The sequence below is a fragment of the Pseudomonas sp. LS-2 genome (genome assembly GCF_003605735.1).
Taxonomy (GTDB): Bacteria; Pseudomonadota; Gammaproteobacteria; order Pseudomonadales; family Pseudomonadaceae; genus Aquipseudomonas.
The window spans coordinates 37,607-57,426 of sequence record NZ_QXTJ01000024.1 but is presented as its reverse complement, the minus strand read 5'-3'; the positions used below and the strand labels follow the sequence as shown (position 1 = coordinate 57,426).

Annotated in this window: 10 protein-coding genes; 7 read left to right on the top strand and 3 right to left on the bottom strand. The window is 62.2% G+C overall.

Annotated elements, in window-relative coordinates; genetic code table 11:
• The coding region (locus D3M70_RS31975; RefSeq protein WP_165869804.1) for a PAS domain-containing sensor histidine kinase at window positions 1-1,563 on the top strand (1,563 nt) is incomplete at its 5' end.
• Window positions 1,564-1,725: 162 nt separating this feature from the next.
• Here the strand turns inward: D3M70_RS31975 and D3M70_RS14515 are convergent.
• Both D3M70_RS14515 and pxpB read right to left on the bottom strand, forming a co-directional pair.
• Window positions 1,726-2,688, bottom strand: coding sequence for a biotin-dependent carboxyltransferase family protein (locus D3M70_RS14515; protein ID WP_120126442.1), 963 nt, complete (start codon window positions 2,686-2,688; stop codon window positions 1,726-1,728).
• The gene (pxpB, locus tag D3M70_RS14510) at window positions 2,685-3,395 is read right to left on the bottom strand and encodes a 5-oxoprolinase subunit PxpB (RefSeq protein WP_120126441.1); all 711 of its coding nucleotides are present in this window, start codon (window positions 3,393-3,395) and stop codon (window positions 2,685-2,687) included. Before pxpB ends, D3M70_RS14515 begins: the two co-directional genes overlap by 4 nt.
• Window positions 3,396-3,589: 194 nt before the next feature.
• Between pxpB and D3M70_RS14505 the strand changes: the two genes are divergently transcribed.
• Window positions 3,590-4,519: a DUF6602 domain-containing protein gene (locus D3M70_RS14505; protein WP_256659851.1), complete on the top strand. Its 930-nt coding sequence runs from the start codon at window positions 3,590-3,592 to the stop codon at window positions 4,517-4,519.
• 78 nt (window positions 4,520-4,597) lie between these two features.
• Here D3M70_RS14505 and D3M70_RS14500 read toward each other — a convergent pair whose 3' ends face one another.
• The gene (locus D3M70_RS14500) at window positions 4,598-5,644 is read right to left on the bottom strand and encodes an alpha/beta fold hydrolase (RefSeq protein ID WP_120126440.1); all 1,047 of its coding nucleotides are present in this window, start codon (window positions 5,642-5,644) and stop codon (window positions 4,598-4,600) included.
• A gap of 395 nt (window positions 5,645-6,039) precedes the next feature.
• Between D3M70_RS14500 and D3M70_RS14495 the strand changes: the two genes are divergently transcribed.
• From D3M70_RS14495 to D3M70_RS14470, 5 genes are all read left to right on the top strand, one after another.
• Window positions 6,040-6,798: a gluconate 2-dehydrogenase subunit 3 family protein gene (locus tag D3M70_RS14495; protein WP_120126439.1), complete on the top strand. Its 759-nt coding sequence runs from the start codon at window positions 6,040-6,042 to the stop codon at window positions 6,796-6,798.
• Between the two features lie 15 nt (window positions 6,799-6,813).
• A complete protein-coding gene (locus D3M70_RS14490; RefSeq protein WP_375232973.1) occupies window positions 6,814-8,586 on the top strand; it encodes a GMC family oxidoreductase in 1,773 nt (590 codons plus the stop codon).
• A gap of 12 nt (window positions 8,587-8,598) precedes the next feature.
• Window positions 8,599-9,900 (top strand): cytochrome c, encoded by a 1,302-nt coding sequence (locus tag D3M70_RS14485; RefSeq protein WP_120126437.1) that lies wholly within the window; start codon window positions 8,599-8,601, stop codon window positions 9,898-9,900.
• Between the two features lie 468 nt (window positions 9,901-10,368).
• Window positions 10,369-19,017: a GH36-type glycosyl hydrolase domain-containing protein gene (locus D3M70_RS14475; protein WP_120126435.1), complete on the top strand. Its 8,649-nt coding sequence runs from the start codon at window positions 10,369-10,371 to the stop codon at window positions 19,015-19,017.
• Between the two features lie 75 nt (window positions 19,018-19,092).
• Complete coding sequence (locus tag D3M70_RS14470) at window positions 19,093-19,818, top strand: Crp/Fnr family transcriptional regulator (RefSeq protein WP_120126434.1); 726 nt, start codon at window positions 19,093-19,095, stop codon at window positions 19,816-19,818.
• Window positions 19,819-19,820 lie beyond the last annotated feature (2 nt).

Here is a 19,820-nt window from a genome sequence, read left to right as displayed (position 1 = left end):
GACGGCAAGATCTATTGCAGCGGCCGCGACGTCACCCAGGAAAAACAACAAGCGGCCAATCTGGCGATCCGCACCCGGGAAAGAGACCGGGCATGGGGGCTGTCTCAGGAACTGCTGGTCATCGCCTCCCCCAATGGCATGCTCGATGAAGTCAACGCCCGCTGGACAGAACAGCTGGGGTGGTCTGAACGCGAACTGGTCGGCACCACGTTCTCCGATTACACCCACCCGGAAGACCTTCTTTCTGCGCTGGCGGCGTTCGCCGGCATCCTCGAAACGCCGCTTACGGCGCCTTACGAGTACCGCTTGCGGCACAAGGACGGTTCGTACAAGTGGTTCAGCTGGACCGGCACGTTCGAGGACGGCCGGGTGTATGCCGCCGGCCGCCATGTCACCACCGAACGCGAACAGGCCGAAGCCTTGCGCCAGTCGCAGAAGATGGAAGCGGTGGGACAACTCACCGGCGGCGTCGCCCACGATTTCAATAATTTGCTGACGGTGATCCGTTCCTCCACCGACCTGCTGCTGCGCCCCGGTCTCAGCGATGAACGCCGGATTCGCTATGTCACGGCGATCTCCGACACCGTGGATCGTGCCGCAAAGCTGACCGGGCAGTTACTCGCATTCGCTCGCCGCCAGGCGCTTCAGCCGGAAGTCTTCAGTGCCTGTGACAATGTCCGGTCCATCGGTGCGGTGATGGAAACGCTCACCGGCTCACGCATCGAGACCGAACACGATCTCTCCGACGCGCCTTGCTTCATCAACGCCGACCCGAGCCAGTTCGACACCGCACTGGTGAACATGGTGGCGAACGCCCGGGACGCGATGATGGGCCAGGGCAGACTGCTCATCCAGGTACGCCCGGTGGAATCGATGCCGGGGATCCGGCTGCATCCGCCGTTGAACGGGCCGTTCGTGGCCGTGTCCATCTCCGACACCGGGACGGGCATCCCCGCCAACGAGATGGAACAGATTTTCGAACCGTTCTACACCACGAAAAATGTGGGTGAAGGTACAGGGTTGGGTCTGAGCCAGGTGTTCGGCTTTGCCAAACAGTCTGGCGGCGAGATCGCCGTCGCCAGCGAACTCGGAAAAGGCAGCACATTCACCCTTTACCTGCCTAGGGTTCCGGCCAGCGAACAGCAGGTTTCTACGCCTGCCCCTGCGCAAACAAAACTTGAGGAAGGTCACGGCACGTGTGTTCTGTTGGTTGAGGATAACGCCGACGTCGGCGCTTTCGCCGCGCAGGCATTGACTGAACTGGGTTACCGCCCGGTGCTGGCATCTAACCCCGGCGACGCCTTGGCCATTTTGAAAGCCGACGCCGGGCGATTCGACGTGGTGTTTTCGGATGTGGTGATGCCCGGCATGAGCGGAATCGACCTCGCTCATCTGCTGCGTGAACAGTACCCCACCGTGCCCGTCGTGCTCACCTCTGGTTACAGCCATGTCCTGGCGCAAAGTGGCTCGGACGGGTTCGAACTCCTGCACAAACCGTATTCCATCGATCAACTGTCCAGCGTACTGCTCAAGGTTGCTGCAAACCGCCGTCAGCGCCTGTAGCGCTGCCACCCCGGGCGAGCATCTCGTCGAGCCTGCTCGCGATGACGCGCTGGACCGGCTTCGATTGCCGGGGTCAGGCGGGTGCCGGAATGAGGAATGCCGACTGCGGATGCCTTCATGAAGCGTTCTGGCCTTCTGCATCTGCGTTGAAAGGGTGAGCGATCAGCGTCGGCGATAGCGCGTCGACAACTCATCGAGGTAAGCGCTGAGCAGCACCTGGCGTTCGCACCACAGCGTCTCCGCTTCCTCGACCCCGACTTCGGTAAAACGCAAGGCATCGCCGGGTTTGAGTTGTCCCAGTCGCGCCAGATCCGCACGGATGACGGTGGCGATCTTCGGGTAACCGCCGGTGGTCTGGCGGTCGTGCATGGCAATGATCGGGTGGCCGCTGCCCGGGATCTGCACACTTCCGGTACTGATGGCGTCGGACACGATGTTGAAGCCTTTGAGGTGGCCGATGACCGGGCCGGTCAGCCGATAGCCCATGCGATCGCTTTGCCCGGAGACCTGGAACGATTCGCTGAGAAAACGCGCGATTTGTTCGTCACTGAAATGCCCTTGTTGCGGCCCCAGGACCACCCGCAGCGGCTGATATTCGCGCTGAGGCAGAAAACGCTGGGCAGGGCTGCGAGCCGCCACGGGCAGATACTGCGAAGGGGCAGCCAGCGGCAGCTCGTCGCCCTTGGCAAGGGCGCGACCGGCGAACCCACCCAGCTCACCGCGCATCAGCGTCGAGACACTGCCCAGTACCGGTTCGGCGTCAAACCCGCCCGCGACCGCGAGGCACCCACGCGCGCCACTGAGCGCACGTCCGATCTCCAGCACCGCGCCGGAGCGCAGCACATGGCATTGAGACGGCGCGACCGGCTCATCGTCGATGAACACCTGCATGTCGCCGGTGACCGCGAACACGCACCCACCCTGCCCCATGCGCAACTGGGCGCCGACCAACGTGAACTCCAGCGCGCCAGTGCCGGCCGGATTACCCACCAGCGCGTTGGCGATGGCAAAGCTCATTTCATCGAGCGCGCCTGAGGGGGGCACGCCGCGGTCCTCGTAGCCGGTGCGGCCGCGGTCCTGCAAGGTGGTGAGCAGGCCCGGATTCAACACGTGAAAACTGCTCATGCGCGCCAGGTCCATTGCGGGAGGTAGTCGGGTTGTGCCGCGAGCGCGTCGAACTCGTCACTGTCGATGGGCACGAAGCGGATTTCGTCACCGGCCCTGAACAGGAACGGCTCCTCGCGCGACGCTACGAAACTGCGGGCCGGCGTGCGGCCGATCAGGTTCCAGCCACTGGGGGCTTCGACCGATGCGACAGCGGTTTGCATGCCGCCGATGCTGACCGTACCGGCTGGGGTTTTCAGGCGTGGCGACTCACGACGCGAGGTGTGCAGACGCTCGTCCAGCCCGCCCAGGTAAGCGAACCCCGGCATGAACCCGATCATGTAGACGCGATAGCTGACTGCGCTGTGCAGACCAATGACGTCCTGAGGATCGAGTTGGTGATGGTCCGCCAACCATTGCAGATCAATGCCGTGATCGCCGCCGTAGGCCACCGGCAATTGCCAGATGCGCACCGGATCGGCGGCCGCATCAGGCTCGGCCAGCAGGCGTTCGAGGTGTTCGCGCAGGCGTGACTGGCGGATGCGCGTGCAATCGTAGGCCACGGTCAATGCACGGTAAGTGGGAATCAGGCCGGTCACGCCGTCGATGCGGGCGTCAGCGACGCGTTTGGCCAGTGCCGTGACCCGCTGATTGACCGCTGCATCGATCACTTCGCCGAAATCGATGTACACCGCATGATCGGCGATGGGCGCAATCCGGCAAGACATCGCTTGCTCCTCGTTATTCACTGCTGAACTCTCCACTACACAATGCAATGCTTTTGGAATACCCAAGGCATTCTGTCAATATCCTTGCCCGAATGAGGGTCTGACCGTCAACCCGCCGCCTCTGCATGATGCCGGGGTTTCACGGCAAATTGTGGTCGTCATCAACGCGCACGCAGACAACCTGGAGGTCGAGAGTGAGCAAGCAGCAATCAGACAACGCACTGTCCACACTGCTGGACGAAAAGATTCGCAGCTTCATGGCATCGTTCGTCGACAGTTCGCGACGGTTGTTCGTCGATGAAAACGGCACGCTGGTGCATTCGCTGGAATTTGGCGTATACCGCGAGCGGGTCGTGAGTGAGTTCCTCAAGCTGTTCTCGCCGGAGCGCATGGGGGTGGACACCGGATTCGTCGTCAATTCGGCTGGCAGCATCAGTTCGCAATGCGACATCGTGATCTACGACAAGACCGTCACCCCGCTGATCCGCGATGACCAGCATCAGCGTTTCTTTCCCATCGAATCGGTCTGTGCGGTGGGGGAAATCAAGTCTCAGTTGAGCCTGGGGCAATTGAAAAAGGCGCTGCGCAAGCTGGCGAAACTCAAATCGCTGCGCGACTCGCTCCACAGGCCTTCGTACCTGTACACCATGAAAGCCGGCGGCCTTTACGGCAGCAAGTTCGAGCCCGAGCGCGACGAACTGGACCAGATCTTCACGTTCCTGATCTGTGAGTCATTCACGTTCGACGTGAAAAAAAACCTGCAGGAAGTCGTCGACTGCTACAACGAAGAACTGCCTCGCCACCCCTTCTGCCACCGCCATAACGTGATCCTGAGCCTGAAGGATGGCTTGCTCGCCTACCTTCACCCGACTGGCGCGCTCTTTCATTTCCCGTCTCAGTTAATGACGTTGGTAAACGAGCACGGCGAACATTCGCGCCAGGTCCAGCGATTGAAACACCGGCTCGTGCTACCCACCGAAGCCGCGTCGATCGAACATGTGCGGCACTTTTGCACATTGTTCCATCAGGGGTTGAACTCGGTTTCCGTTTTCTACCCGGACATGGGCCACTACATCCAGAGCAAGGAAGATGTGATGTTCGTGGACCTCGAACAAACGTACTGATTTCAGCCGCCAGGGTTCGCACCTGGCGGCTGGCGATGCCCTGCGCCAGCCCTCGGTCCTGAACCGGTCAAGCGTCGATCAGAGATGGTCGACGTCGATCACCGCCTGGGCGAACGCCTGCGGCGCCTCTTGCGGCAGGTTGTGGCCGATGCCGCCGCTGATCAGGCGGTATTCGTATTTCCCGGTGAAGCGCTTGGCATAGGCCTCGGCGGGCGGATGCGGAGCACCGTTGGCGTCGCCTTCCAGGGTGATGGTGGGCACGCCGATGGAGGGGAATGTCGACAGTTTCTTCTCGATGGAGGCATAGCGCACCTCGCCCTTGATCAGGTTCAGGCGCCAGCGGTAATTGGAGATCGATACAGCCACATGATCGGGGTTTTGCAGGGACTGCGCGCTGCGATCAAAGGTGGCGTCATCGAGATTCCACTTCGGCGAGGCGAGTTTCCAGATTAGTCGGGCGAAATCGTGGGTGTTCTTTTCATAGCCCTGACGGCCTCGTTCAGTGGCGAAATAGAACTGATACCACCACTGCAGCTCGGCCTCTGGCGACAACGGCGCCTTGCCCGCCTCCTGACTGCCGATCAGGTAACCGCTGACCGACACCAGCGCTTTCACCCGCTCAGGCCACAGCGCCGCGACGATGTCCGCAGTGCGCGCGCCCCAGTCATAGCCCGCCAGTACGGCCTTGTCGATTTTCAGCGCGTCCATGAAGTCGATAAGGTCCTTGGCGAGCGCGGCAGGCTCGCCGTTGCGCACCGTATTGGCCGAGAGAAAGTGCGTGTCGCCGTAGCCCCGCGCCGAAGGCACCAGCACGCGGTAACCCTTTTGTGCCAGTGCGGGCGCCACGTCGGTGTAGCTGTGAATGTCGTACGGCCAGCCATGCAGCAGAATGACCACAGGGCCGTCGGCCGGGCCGAGTTCGGCATAGGAGACATCGAGCAGGCCAGCTTTCACATGCTTCATGGCGCTGAACGAGGTCGTGGTGCCGGCCGTGATCGCATCGATCGTGGCCGGCGCGACGTCCGCCGCGTTGGCGCTGGACTGCGCCAGGCCGAGGGTGCCTAACTGGATCATGGCCACGACCAGCAACGACGTGGCGTGTGGGATCAACTGAGTCATCTTCATGGTGATTCTCCGATGCGGGCCACCTGCGAGCGGCCGGGTGAACACAAGCGTGAGGTGGTATCGACCCGGCTTACTGGCGCGTCGAGGTCTGTGCACAGAATGCTCGGCGTGTGTATCGGGACTGTTTCCAGAACGCCGATATTTGAGTGGCTCTGTAACGGACACCCGGCCGGATACACTGGCTTACAAAGCGGGGTTCGGCGGCGGGTGCAGAGTGCTCTGGATCGCGGATGAAACAGAGATTCTGAAACCGGTTTCAGAATCAGTCATAATAGCCGCACCGAGCCACTTCCCGGATGAGCCGTCCTGCCCATATGACGCCAACCGAAAGGCCGACCCCATTGCCAGAACGATAAGAAACGCACCCCTTCCAACCGATTACCGATGAGGACCCCATGGACGATAAACACTCCATCCCCGACGGCGCGCGCCGAGATTTTCTGCGCAAAGGCCTGACCCTGATACCGGCAGTGACCCTGGCCAGCACCGGTCTTGGCGTCACCGCCCAGCAATTGATGGCAGCGCCCGAATCGGCCCCCCGGCCGGAACCCAAAGCGCCTGCCACCCCGCAACCCGGCGACTACCACCCGACGTTCTTCACTGCCGAAGAATGGCTCTTCGTACAGGCTGCAGTTTCGCGGATCATCCCTGCCGACGAACACGGCCCCGGCGCACTCGAAGCGGGCGCGGCCGAATACATCGACCGTCAGATGAATACCCCCTACGCCACCGGCGCGCAGTGGTACATGCAGGGCCCGTTCGTGACGGACGCTCCCGCGGAGATGGCTTATCAGCTGCAACTCAACCCTCAGCAGATCTACCGTCTGGGTATCGCTGCAACCGATGCCTGGTGTCAGGCGCAGACGAAAAAAAATTTCGCCGCGCAAGACAGCGCTACCCGAGACCAGATCCTCGGCAAGATCGAAGCAGGCGAGCTGCATTTCGAGGACGTGCCGCCCAAGGCGTTCTTCAGTCTGTTGGTGCAGAACACCCGTGAAGGGTTCTTCTGCGACCCGATCCACGGCGGCAACAAGGAGCTCGTCGGCTGGAGGCAGATCGGTTTCCCCGGCGCCCGCGCCGATTTCATGGACTGGGTAGAGCGCAACGAGCCCTATCCATTCGCCCCCGTATCCATTCGTGGCGAGAGGACTTGAGTCGTGGCCAATGAAATGAAGAAAGTAGACGCCGTCATCGTAGGTTTCGGCTGGGCAGGCGCGATCATGGCCAAGGAACTGACCGAGGCCGGTCTGCAGGTCGTCGCGCTGGAGCGTGGCCCGATGCAGGACACCTACCCGGACGGCAACTACCCGCAGGTCATCGATGAACTGACCTACAGCGTGCGCAAGAAGCTGTTCGTCGACGTGTCCAAAGAGACCGTCACCATTCGTCACAACGCGAACGACGTGGCGTTGCCCAATCGCCAGTTGGGGGCATTTCTGCCGGGCAAAGGCGTGGGCGGCGCCGGTTTGCATTGGTCAGGCGTGCATTTTCGTGTCGACCCGATTGAACTGCGCATGCGCAGCCACTACGAAGAACGCTATGGCAAGAAGTTCATTCCCGAGGGCATGACCATTCAGGATTTCGGCGTCAGCTATGAAGAGCTGGAGCCGTACTTCGATTACGCCGAAAAAGTCTTTGGCACCTCGGGCCAGGCATGGACCGTCAACGGTCAGATCGTTGGTGAAGGCAAGGGTGGCAACCCGTATGCGCCTGATCGCTCCAACCCCTTCCCCCTGCCCTCGCAGAAAAACGTGGTGTCCGCGCAGATCTTTCAGAAGGCCACCACCGAACTGGGCTACAAGCCGTACAACCTGCCGTCGGCCAATACCTCGGGGCCTTACACCAACCCCTATGGCGCGCAGATGGGGCCTTGCAACTTCTGCGGTTTCTGCAGCGGCTATGTCTGCTACATGTATTCCAAAGCCTCGCCGAACGTGAACATCCTGCCGGCGCTGCGTCAGGTGCCGAACTTCGAGTTGCGCACTAACGCTCACGTGCTTCGCGTCAACCTCGACGACACAAAGCACAAGGCCACGGGCGTCACCTACATCGATGCGCAAGGTCGGGAAGTCGAACAGCCTGCGGACCTGGTGATCCTCGCCGCGTTCCAGTTCAACAATGTTCGCCTGATGCTGCTGTCCGGCATCGGCAAACCGTACGATCCAATCAAGAACGAAGGCGTCGTGGGCCGCAACTTCGCCTACCAGAACATGGGGACGGTCAAAGCGTTCTTCGACAAGGACACCTACACCAACAACTTCATCGGCGCGGGCGGCAACGGTGTCGCCATCGACGATTTCAACGCTGACAACTTCGACCACGGACCTCTCGGTTTCGTGGGCGGCTCGCCGATGTGGGTCAACCAGGCGGGCAGTCGTCCGATTGCCGGTGTCGCCAACCCTCCCGGCACCCCGGCCTGGGGCAGTGCCTGGAAGAAAGCGACCATCGATTACTACACCCACCAGTTGTCGATGGATGCCCACGGTGCCCATCAGTCCTATCGCGCCAACTACCTGGACCTCGACCCGACATACCGCGACGCCTACGGTCAGCCACTGCTGCGCATGACGTTCGACTGGCAGGAAAACGACATCAAGATGAATCAGTTCATGGTCGAGAAACTCACCAGGGTGGCTCAGGCGATGAACCCGAAAACCATCGCGGTGCTGGGCAAGAAGGTCAAAGAGCATTTCAACACCGCCAACTATCAGACCACCCACCTCAACGGCGGCGCGATCATGGGCACCGATCCGAAGACCAGTGCACTGAACCGCTACCTGCAATGCTGGGACGTGCACAACGTGTTCGTCCCGGGCGCATCGGCTTTCCCGCAAGGTCTGGGTTACAACCCCACCGGTCTTGTGGCGGCACTGACGTATTGGTCTGCCCGGGCGATCCGCGAGCAGTATCTGAAAAACCCCGGCCCACTGGTTCAGGCATAAGGAGCGATGAGCATGAAGACAATGTTGATCGCCACCCTGCTGTTCAGCGCAAGCCTGCCCGTTCTGGCGAACGAAGCCGATGACGCGCTGATCAAGAAAGGCCAATACCTGGCGCGCGCCGGTGATTGCGTGGCCTGCCACACCGCCAAGGGCGGCAAGCCCTTTGCCGGCGGACTGCCGATGGAAACGCCCATCGGCACGGTGTATTCCACCAACATCACACCCGATGCCAGCGGAATCGGCCAGTACAGCTTCGAGGACTTCGACCAGGCCGTGCGCCACGGTATCGGCAAGAGCGGGAGCACGCTTTATCCGGCGATGCCCTTCCCGTCCTACGCCCGTGTCAGCGACGACGACATGCAGGCGCTCTATGCGTATTTCATGAAGGGCGTCGAGCCGGTCGCCGAGCCGAACAAGGCCACCGACATTCCCTGGCCGCTGAGCATGCGCTGGCCGCTGTCGATCTGGCGCGGGCTGTTCGCCCCGAAGGTCAAGGCGTGGGAACCCACGGCCAATGCCGACCCTGTCGTGAACCGGGGTGCATATCTGGTCGAAGGGCTGGGGCACTGCGGTGCGTGTCACACACCGCGTGCGCTGACGATGCAGGAGAAGGCACTCAATCCCGCTGAAGGCAGCCAGTTCCTGGCAGGCAGCGCGCCGCTCGAAGGCTGGATCGCCAAGAGCCTGCGGGGCGACCACAAGGATGGCCTGGGCAGCTGGAGCGAAGCGGATCTGGTGCAGTTTCTCAAGACTGGTCGCAGTGATCGAAGCTCGGTGTTCGGCGGCATGAGCGATGTGGTCGAGCACAGCATGCAGTACATGAGCGATGCCGACCTGACCGCCATCGCCCGTTATCTGAAAACGCTGCCCGCCAGCGATCCGAACGACAAACCTCATGTCTACGACAAGCAGGTTGCCGACGCGCTGTGGAAGGGCGACGACAGCAAGCCTGGTGCGGCGGTGTACATCGATAACTGCGCGGCGTGCCACCGTACCGACGGGCATGGTTACACCCGCGTCTTCCCTGCCCTGGCCGGTAATCCGGTGGTGCAGACTGACGATCCGACCTCGCTGATCCACATCGTCCTCGCCGGCGGCACCGTCCCTGCGACACAGACCGCGCCATCGAACTTCACCATGCCGGGCTTCGCCTGGCGCCTGGACGATCAGCAAGTCGCGGCCGTGGTGAACTTCATCCGCACCAGTTGGGGAAACCAGGGCAGTGAGGTCACCGCCAAGGATGTGTCGAACCTGCGGACCAACGACATGAAAACCACCTCGGGGGATGATCTTGGGCAAGTGACGAAGCACTGAGCGCGGCCGGACTTCTACAGGGTTTGCGTCGTGGCGCGATGATCGTTCCCACGCTCGGCGTGGTAACGCTTCCATTGACGCTCCGCGTCAGAGGGGACGCGGAGCGTCCTGCAAGGCATTCCCACGCTGGAGCGTGGGAACGATCCTTGTAGGAGCGCGCTTGCCCGCGATTGCGGTGGCTCAGTCGACGGCAATGTGACTGCGCCACCGCATTCGCCAGCAAGCCGGCTCCCACATAATGGACTGCCCCCAAAAAGTTGAACGGGCCCCTGCACCCCGGGCTCTTTATGCGCCCGACTCATCAAACACCGCTATGTTCGCCAGCGCACAGACGAACCCACCTTCGCATGGACACACTGACGCTGGAAAGCTACGTCCTATAAGGCGCTGCTCGGTGCTGACGCGTGACGTCGACGCACCTCTCAAAACGTGCGCAATCACCGCGCAGCGTTTCAGGCTCAGGACCTTATGAACAGCATATGGACACGCATACGGAGAGCGTTCGCTCGCTCGTCCGGTTTTCATCGCCCCCGTTCGTTTTCGCAGCCTCGGTTCGAGTACGAGCCGATCCTGCGCTCTGAGTTGTTCAGTGCTGATCAGATGGCCGCCCACGGCATCGCACTGGCCGGACAGCATCGACTGAGCGCCTTGTCCGCTCAGGATTCGATGCTGCGCAGGCTTGACGACAACGAGGCGTTGCTCAAGCTCAGTTGCGCCGCACTGACCGAGGCGCAGTTGTCCAGCCGGCGTGTGACCCCCGCCGCCGAGTGGCTGCTGGACAATTACTTTCTGATTGAAGACCACATTCGCACCGCCAGAACCCACCTGCCTAAAGGCTATAGCCGCGAGCTGCCACGCCTGATCAACGGTCCCTGCGCAGGCCTCCCGCGGGTCTACGACATTGCCCTGGAGACCATCTCCCATGGCGACGGTCGCGTCGACGAACAGAGTCTGAGCGGCTTCATCCTTGCCTATCAGACCGTGATGCCGCTGGCGCTCGGCGAGCTATGGGCGATACCGATCATGTTGCGCCTGGCATTGATCGAGAACCTGCGCAGGGTTGCGTCACGGGTGATGGCCAATGCCGACGATCGCAACCTGGCCAATGACTGGGCCGAGCGCCTGATCGAAACCTGCGAGCGCGATATCAAAAGCGTGGTGCTGACGGTGGCCGACATGGCCCGCTCGACCCCGCCGATGACCGCCGCATTCGTGGCCGAGTTCACCCGCCGGTTACAGGGCCAGAGCGCCGCCCTCGCCTTGCCCCTGAACTGGATCGAGCAAATGCTCGGCGAGACAGGTTCGAGCATCGAGCGTCAGGTTCAGATCGATGCCCAGCAACAGGCCGCCGATCAGGTTTCCATCGGCAACAGCATCGGCAGTCTGCGCCTGTTGTCGGCCACCGACTGGCGCGAGTTCGTCGAGTCGATGAGCCACGTCGAACACATCTTGAGTGAAGACCCTGCTGCGATCTACCGGACGATGGATTTCGGCACCCGCGACAGCTACCGGCATGTCATCGAACGTCTGGCGCGGCGCAGTCCGCAGCATTCGGAAATCCAGGTGGCGCGCGTTGCAGTGAACCTTGCGGCGGCCCGAACCGCGGCGGTCTCCTGTGATGTGCTCGCCCGGCACGTCGGGTATTACCTGATCGGCGCCGGGCTGCCCATGCTGGAGCAAAGGCTCAATGCGCGAGTGCCGGTCCATGAGCGCTGGAAACGGCTGCTGCAACGCTCGCCATTGATGTTTTATCTGGCGCCGGTGTCGCTGCTGACCCTCCTGTTCGCCTTGCCGCTCATGGCTTCCGCGCACCGGGACCGCATGCCGGATCTGGCCTTGCTGGTGCTGGCGGTGCCCTGCCTGATCATGACCAGTCGCCTGGCCATCAGCCTCATCAACTGGCTGGTGACCTTCAGTCTGGTGCCCTCGGTCCTGCCGAAGATGAATTACGACCAGGGAATCCCCGACGACGCACGTACGCTGGTGGTCATTCCCACGCTGATCGCTCACCTGGCGGATGTGGAGGAGTTGGTGGAAGGCCTCGAAGTGCGCTTTCTCGCCAACCGCGACGACAACCTGTATTTCGCGCTGCTCAGTGACCTTCTGGATGCCCCCGAAGAATGCATGCCGCAAGACGCTGAGCTGATCGCCCGAGCCACACAGGCGATCACCCTGCTCAACGGCAAATACCCCGACGGATCGGGCGACCGCTTTTTTCTGCTGCATCGACCGCGTCACTGGAATGCGGGCGAGCGGGTGTGGATGGGCCATGAGCGCAAGCGCGGCAAGCTGCTTGAACTCAACGCGCTGCTGCGTACCGGCAGGCGCGAACGTTTCAACGCCATCGTCGGCGACATCACTGCGCTGCAAAACGTGCGCTATGTGCTGACGCTGGATACCGATACCCTGCTGCCCCGCGACACCGCTCGTCATTGCGTGGCCGCGATGATGCATCCGTTGAACCGGCCGGTTTTCGATGCCATGGGCTCGCAGATCATTGCAGGCTACGCCGTGTTGCAACCGCGGGTCAGCATCAGCCTGACCAGCGTGACGCGTTCCACCTACGCGCGGCTGTTCGGCAGCGATGCCGGTGTCGACCCCTACACCCGAGCAGTGTCGGACGTCTATCAGGACCTGTTTCAGCAAGGTTCCTTCATCGGCAAAGGCATCTACGACGTGGATGCATTCACCTGCGCGCTGGACGGTTGTCTGCCTGACAATCAGATCCTCAGCCACGACCTGATTGAGGGTTGCTATGCACGTTCCGGCCTGTTGAGCGATGTGCAGCTGTACGAGCAATACCCCTCACGCTACGGCGCGGACGTCAAACGCCGGCATCGCTGGATTCGTGGCGACTGGCAATTGCTGCCATGGGTATCGCCGTGGACGCGCAACGCCGGCGGCGAGTGGACGCGCAACCGTCTGAGCGTCATGGCGCGCTGGAAGATTCTCGACAATCTCAGACGCAGCCTGGAACCGCTTGCCATATCGTTGATGTTCGGCTGGGCGTGGTTCGCCAGCAGCGAGCCATTGGGCTGGACGTTGACGGTGATCGGCCTGCTGGTGATTCAACCCTTACTGCGCGGCGTGACTGAACTGATGCAGCCCCCGGCCGCGGTGCCGTATCGCCAACACCTTCTGGCATTGCTGGGGGATCTGGGACAGGACCTTGCGCGTGCCTGCCTGACACTGATGTGGCTGCCCTACGAAATGTTCTACAGCACCGATGCCATCCTGCGTTCGCTGTGGCGACTGGGATTCAGCCGACGATTGCTGCTGCAGTGGCAGCCCTCGCGAGAGGTCGAGCGTGTCACCGAAAACCGCCTGTGGGGCTTCTATCGCTCGATGTGGATTGCACCGGCGCTGGCGCTGGTGTCACTCGTCTTGCTGGCCGGGGAACCGCTGACGCTCGGAATCGCCAGCCCGCTGCTGCTGGCGTGGCTGGCGGGCCCGTGGGTGGCCTGGCGCCTTAGCGCCCCACCGGCAGAGTCAGTATTCAAACCCTCGGCGCAGGAGCTGCAATTCCTGCGTGTGCTGGCCCGCAAAACCTGGGCGTTCTTCGACCAGTATGTCGGGCCACAGGACAATTGGCTGCCGCCCGACAATGTTCAGGAAGAACCCAGGCCTGCCATCGCCCATCGCACCTCCCCGACGAACATGGGCATGTCGCTGCTGGCCCATCTGGCCGCACACGACTTCGGCTACCTGAGCACCGAACGCCTGCTGACGCGGCTGGCCGCATCGCTTGAAAGCATGAACGGACTGGAACGGCATCGGCAGCACTTCTATAACTGGTACGACACGCAAACTCGCGAGCCTCTGCGCCCGCATTACGTATCGACCGTCGACAGCGGCAATCTGGCAGGGCTGTTACTGACGCTGCGCGCCGGGGTCGCACAGCTCGCTGACGCCCCGCTGTTCGGGCTGACCATCACCGATGGCCTGCGCGACACCCTGGACACGCTGATCGCAGCGCAAGGCGCGGGCGGTCCAGACGAGTATTCGCTGGAACAACTGCGAAAAGGCCTCGCAAGCGCGTCGACGTCGCCGGACGCCAACACCCTGGCAGACCTGCTGCACACTGCTCGCGCCATGGTCTCAGGCGCGCACCTGGGTCAGGATGAAGAAAGTGCCTATTGGCGCGAGGCGTTCACTCGGCAGTGCATCGACTGGGCGGAAGAACTGCAGCGCTATCAACTGCCCACGCCACGGGCAGGCACGCTCTCGCGACCTTGTACCCTGCGTCAGTTCGCCAGCCTGAACGTTGCCGAGTGGGAGGCTGCGCAGCGTCCCGACGTCGAGCGGGTTCGCAGACTCGCCGTTGAGCGTCTCAAGACCCTGGAACGCATCGCAGCACTGGCCAGTTCGATGGCGCAGATGGACTTCTCGTTGCTCTACGACAGCCAGCGCGACCTGTTCGTCATCGGCTACAACGCCGAGGAACGGCGGCTGGACACTGGCTATTACGACTTGCTGGCCTCCGAAGTGCGGCTGACCAACTTCGTGGTCATTGCGCAGGGCCAGATCCCCCAGCGCGCCTGGTTCACGCTGGGGCGTTTGCTGGGCGAAAACGCTGGGGTTCCGACCCTGCTGTCGTGGTCCGGTTCGATGTTCGAATACCTGATGCCCATGCTGGTAATGCCCAATTATGACGGCAGTCTGCTGGACCAGACCTGCCGTGCCGCCGTGGCGGTGCAGATCGAACACGGCAATGCGCTGGGCATCCCCTGGGGCGTGTCCGAGTCAGGCTATTACACCCTCGATGCCCACTTGAATTATCAATACCGTGCCTTCGGCGTTCAGGGCCTGGGGCTCAAGCGGGGGTTGAGCGATGACGTGGTGATCGCGCCCTACGCCAGCGCGCTGGCGTTGATGATCGACGCCGACGCAGCCTGCAAGAATCTGCAACGACTTGCCTTGCAGGGTGCGTCAGGGCGGTTTGGTCTGTTCGAAGCGGTGGATTACACCGAAGCGCGCTTGCCACGCGGCCAGCCGTTCGCGGTGGTCCAGTCGTTCATGGCCCACCATCAGGGGATGAGTCTGCTGGCCTTGACCAGCCTGTTGCTGGATCAGCCCATGCAGCGGCGCTTCGAGGCAGACCCCTCGTTGCAATCGGCGATGCTGTTGCTACAGGAACGCGTGCCCAAGGCCGCTGCGCCCTATCTGCAGACCGCTCAATCACCGGTGCGCGGCGATACCGGGCAAGATCCCGGCTTGCGGGTCTTTGCCGATCCGGGCCGCAAACGTCCAGCCGTGCAGTTGCTGTCCAACGGTCGCTACCACGTGATGCTGACCAGCGGAGGCGGCGGCTACAGCCGTCGCCACGACATGGCGGTCACCCGCTGGCAGGAAGACACGACGCAGGACAACTGGGGCATGTTCTGCTACTTGCGCGATGTCGAGACCGCGGCGGTGTGGTCGGCGGCTCATCAGCCCACGCTGCATCAACCTGAAAGCCACGAAGCCATCTTCAGCGACTCCCGTGCCGAGTTCAGGGCGCGCAATCTGGATTTCGATACCCACCTGGAAATTGTCGTGTCGCCCGAAGACGACATCGAGTTACGGCGCCTGCACGTGACCAACCGGGCATCGTCGGCCAAAACACTGGAGATCACCACCTACGCTGAAGTCGTGCTGACCTCCCCGAGCAATGACGCCATGCACCCGGCTTTCAGCAAGCTGTTCGTGCAGACCGAACTGTTGCCGGCGCTGCAGGCCATCGTGTGCAGCCGCAGGCCACGCGCCCGCGATGAGCCGACGCCCTGGATGTGTCACCTGTTGGCGGCACACGGCGTCGACATCGACTCGATTTCCTATGAAACCGATCGCGCGCGCTTCATCGGACGAGGTCGCAACCTGGTCTCTCCCCTCGCGCTCGATTCTCACTACGAGCATCTGTCGAACACCGCTGGCCCGGTACTCGATCCGGTGGTCGCCATCCGCTGCCTGATCACGCTGCAACCCGGCCAGCAAGCCACCATCGACCTGGTGACCGGGGTTGCCGACAGTCGAGACGACTGCCTGTCACTGATCAACAAATACCGTGATCGTCACCTCGCCGACCGGGTGTTCGACCTGTCGTGGACGCACAGCCAGGTGCTGCTGCGCCAGCTCAACGCGTCATTGCCCGATGCCCGGTTGTTCGAGCAGATGGCGTCCTCGTTGCTCTATGCGAACACGTCAATGCGCGCCGATGCCTCCATCCTGGTCGCCAACCGGCGTAACCAGTCAGGGCTGTGGGGCCAAGCCATCTCCGGTGACCTGCCCATCGTGCTGCTGCAGATCCACAGCCTGGAAAACATCGGCCTGGTTCAGCAGATGGTGCAGGCGCACGCCTACTGGCGACAAAAGGGTCTGGTGGTCGATCTGCTGATCTGGAATGAGGATCAGGCCGGCTACCGTCAACAACTGCAGGACGCAATCATCGGGCTGATCACCTCCGGCAGCGAGGCGACCTTGCTGGACCGCCCTGGCGGCATCTTCGTGCGGCCGGCGCAGCAGATATCGGCTGAAGACCGTGTGCTGGTCCTGTCAGTCGCCCGGCTGGTCTTGAGCGAAGGTTTTGGCACCCTCGCCGAGCAGATTCATCGGCGCAGGGTGTCGCCTGTGCATGCACCGTTCGTTGCAAGCCGCTCTCACCAGGCCGTATCCGGGACGGTTCGTCCCCATCACTCACCCTTGCTGCTGAGCAATGACTATGGCGGGTTCAGCGCCGATGGCAGCGAATACGTGATCACAGGCATCGCCGCTCATCCCACGCCAGCGCCCTGGGTCAACGTGCTGGCGAACGCTCATCTGGGCACAGTGGTGTCCGAAGCTGGCAGCGCCTACACCTGGGCCGAAAATGCCCACGAGTATCGCCTGACGCCCTGGCACAACGACCCGGTCACCGATCGCAGCGGCGAAGCCATCTACCTGCGCGATGAAGAGACCGGTCATTTCTGGTCTGCCGCACCCCAGCCGTGTCCAGGCTCAGGTCCGTATCGGACACGTCACGGTTTCGGTTACAGCGTGTTCGAACATGAAGAGGACGGCATTCACAGTGAGCTCTGGATCTATGTCGCGCTGGATGCGCCCATCAAGTTCTCCCGGCTGCTGCTGACCAACCGTTCCGGGCGCGCCCGTTCTCTCTCCGTCACCGGTTACGTGGAATGGGTCCTGGGCGATCTGCGCAGCAAGTCAGCGATGCATGTGGTGACCCAGTCCGACCCGGTCAGCGGTGCCCTCTTCGCCCGCAATGCTTACTCGGTGGAGTTCTGCGAGCGGGTCGCGTTCTTCGACACTGACACGATTGATCACGGCGTCAGCGGTGATCGCACCGAGTTCATGGGCCGCAGCGGGACACTGGCATCGCCCGCCGCCATGCGTCACGCCGGGCTGTCCGGCCGCGTCGGCGCAGGCCTGGATCCTTGCGCGGCATTGCAAGTGTCTCTGGACCTCGCCGATGGCCAGAGCCAGGAAGTCATCCTGCGTCTTGGCGCAGAAACCTCTACGCAGGCCGCGACTCAACTGGTACAGCGTTTCAGAGGCAGTCAGACAGCGGCCGCGCAGTTGCAAAGGGTCCGGGAGCACTGGCGCTCATTACTGGGTGTCATCCGTATCGAAACCGCTGCACCGGCGGTCGATGTCATGGTCAACGGCTGGTTGATGTATCAGGTCATTGCCTGTCGCTTTCAGGCGCGCAGTGGCTATTACCAGTCGGGCGGCGCCATTGGTTTTCGCGATCAACTGCAAGACAGCATGGCAATGATTCACGCCGATCCCTCGGCGGTGCGAGCACACCTGTTGCTGTGTGCCAGCCATCAGTATGCAGAGGGCGACGTTCAGCATTGGTGGCACCCACCGATGAACCGTGGGGTACGGACCGCCTGTTCGGATGATTTTCTGTGGCTGGTCGCCGCTACCAGTCGGTATGTCGAGATGACCGCTGACGTCGATGTACTCAACCAGACCGCAGGTTATCTGGACGGACGCGCGTTGGGAGCCGGCGAAGAATCCTATTACGACCTGCCGGGGACCTCGCACCTGGAGGAGTCGCTGTACCGTCACTGCGTGCGTGCAATCGAACACAGCCTGCCAAGGGGCGCTCACGGATTGCCGCTGATGGGCAGCGGAGACTGGAACGACGGCATGAACCGCGTCGGCCAACTGGGCAAGGGAGAAAGTGTCTGGCTGGGGTTCTTCGGTTATCAGGTACTGGAACAGTTTGCCGAGACCGCGCGCCTTTACGGCGATCACGCCTTTTCCAGACGCTGCAGCGACAACGCACAGATACTGCGGCGTCATCTGGACCAGAACGCCTGGGACGGCGCCTGGTATCGCCGCGCCTGGTTCGATGACGGCCAGCTGCTCGGTTCCGCGAGCAACGAGGAGTGTCGCATCGACTCGATTGCCCAGAGCTGGTCGGTATTGTCGGGCGCCGGCTCGCCCGCTCGCCAGCATCAGGCGATGGAGTCGGTGGATGAGCACCTGATCAAGCGCGACATCCGCGCAGTGTTGCTGCTCGACCCACCGTTCGACACCAGCGGCCTGGACCCCGGATACATCAAGGGGTATGTCCCCGGCGTACGAGAAAATGGCGGGCAATACACGCACGCCGCCGTCTGGGCGGGCATGGCATTTGCCCGCTTGGGCGACGTGACCAGGGCCTGGGAGGTGCTGAACCTGATCAACCCCGCGGATCCGGCCAACAATGCGCGAATCGACACTTACAAAGTGGAGCCTTACGTCATGGCCGCCGACGTCTACGGCACAGCGCCCCATGCCGGCCGCGGTGGCTGGACGTGGTACACCGGTTCAGCCGGCTGGATGTACCGAATGATCGTCGAGTCGCTGCTGGGGGTACGACGCGTGGGCAACACCCTGAAAATCGAACCGCTGATTCCCGTCGACTGGCCCGGGTTCACGCTGCATTACCGTTTCGGCAAAGCCCTGTACCACATCGACGTGCGTCAGGGCAGCTCGGTCATGACATCAATGACGCTGGATGGTCAACCGGTTACCGGCAACGCACTGACGCTGCGCGAAGAAGATGGCGAGCGCTGGGTTCGTGTCGATTGCCGGGCGCGCTCTTCCCGACCCGAGGCGCTGGCATTCGAGCCTACTGTCGACCCATAGTGATTGATCCCCTGTAAGTAGGAGCAGAGGAGTACCCTGAGCCGGTACGCCTCTCCTTTACCTCGGTGCTTCGCCATGATTGCTCCACCCCTGCCCGGCCACAATCACCTGCTTGCGGCGCTCCCGGCAGACGACCTCAAACGCCTCGCACCTCATCTGGAGCAGGTAAGCCTGGCGTTGGGGGATGTGCTCTACGAACCCGGCGACACCTTGCGCCATGTTTACTTCCCGACCGACGCCATCGTCTCGCTGCTGCACGTGACGGAAAACGGCTCATCGGCAGAAATCGCCGTGGTCGGTAACGAGGGTCTGATCGGCATTGCCCTGTTCATGGGTGGCGAAAGCACTTCCAGTCGAGCGGTGGTGCAAAGCGCCGGTTTCGCGTTCCGCCTGCCTGGAGAAAAACTGAAAAAGGAGTTCAACCGCCACGGGGATCTGCTGCTGTTGATGCTGCGTTACACCCAGGCGCTGATCACCCAGATGTCACAGACGGCGCTCTGTAACCGTCACCATTCGATCGATCAGCAACTGTGCCGCTGGCTGCTGTTATCGCTGGATCGCCTGCATGGCAATCACCTGAACATGACCCAGGAACTGATCGCCAACATGCTCGGCGTGCGCCGCGAAGGCGTGACCGAAGCGGCGGGCAAACTTCAGCGCCAGGGTGTCATCGAGTACAGCCGTGGCCAGATCACTGTGCTGGATCGCCCCCGTTTGGAGAGGCTGAGCTGTGAGTGCTATCTGGTGGTCAAGACCGAGACGGACCGGCTGCTGCACTACACACGGCGTCAGGACGAGTAACG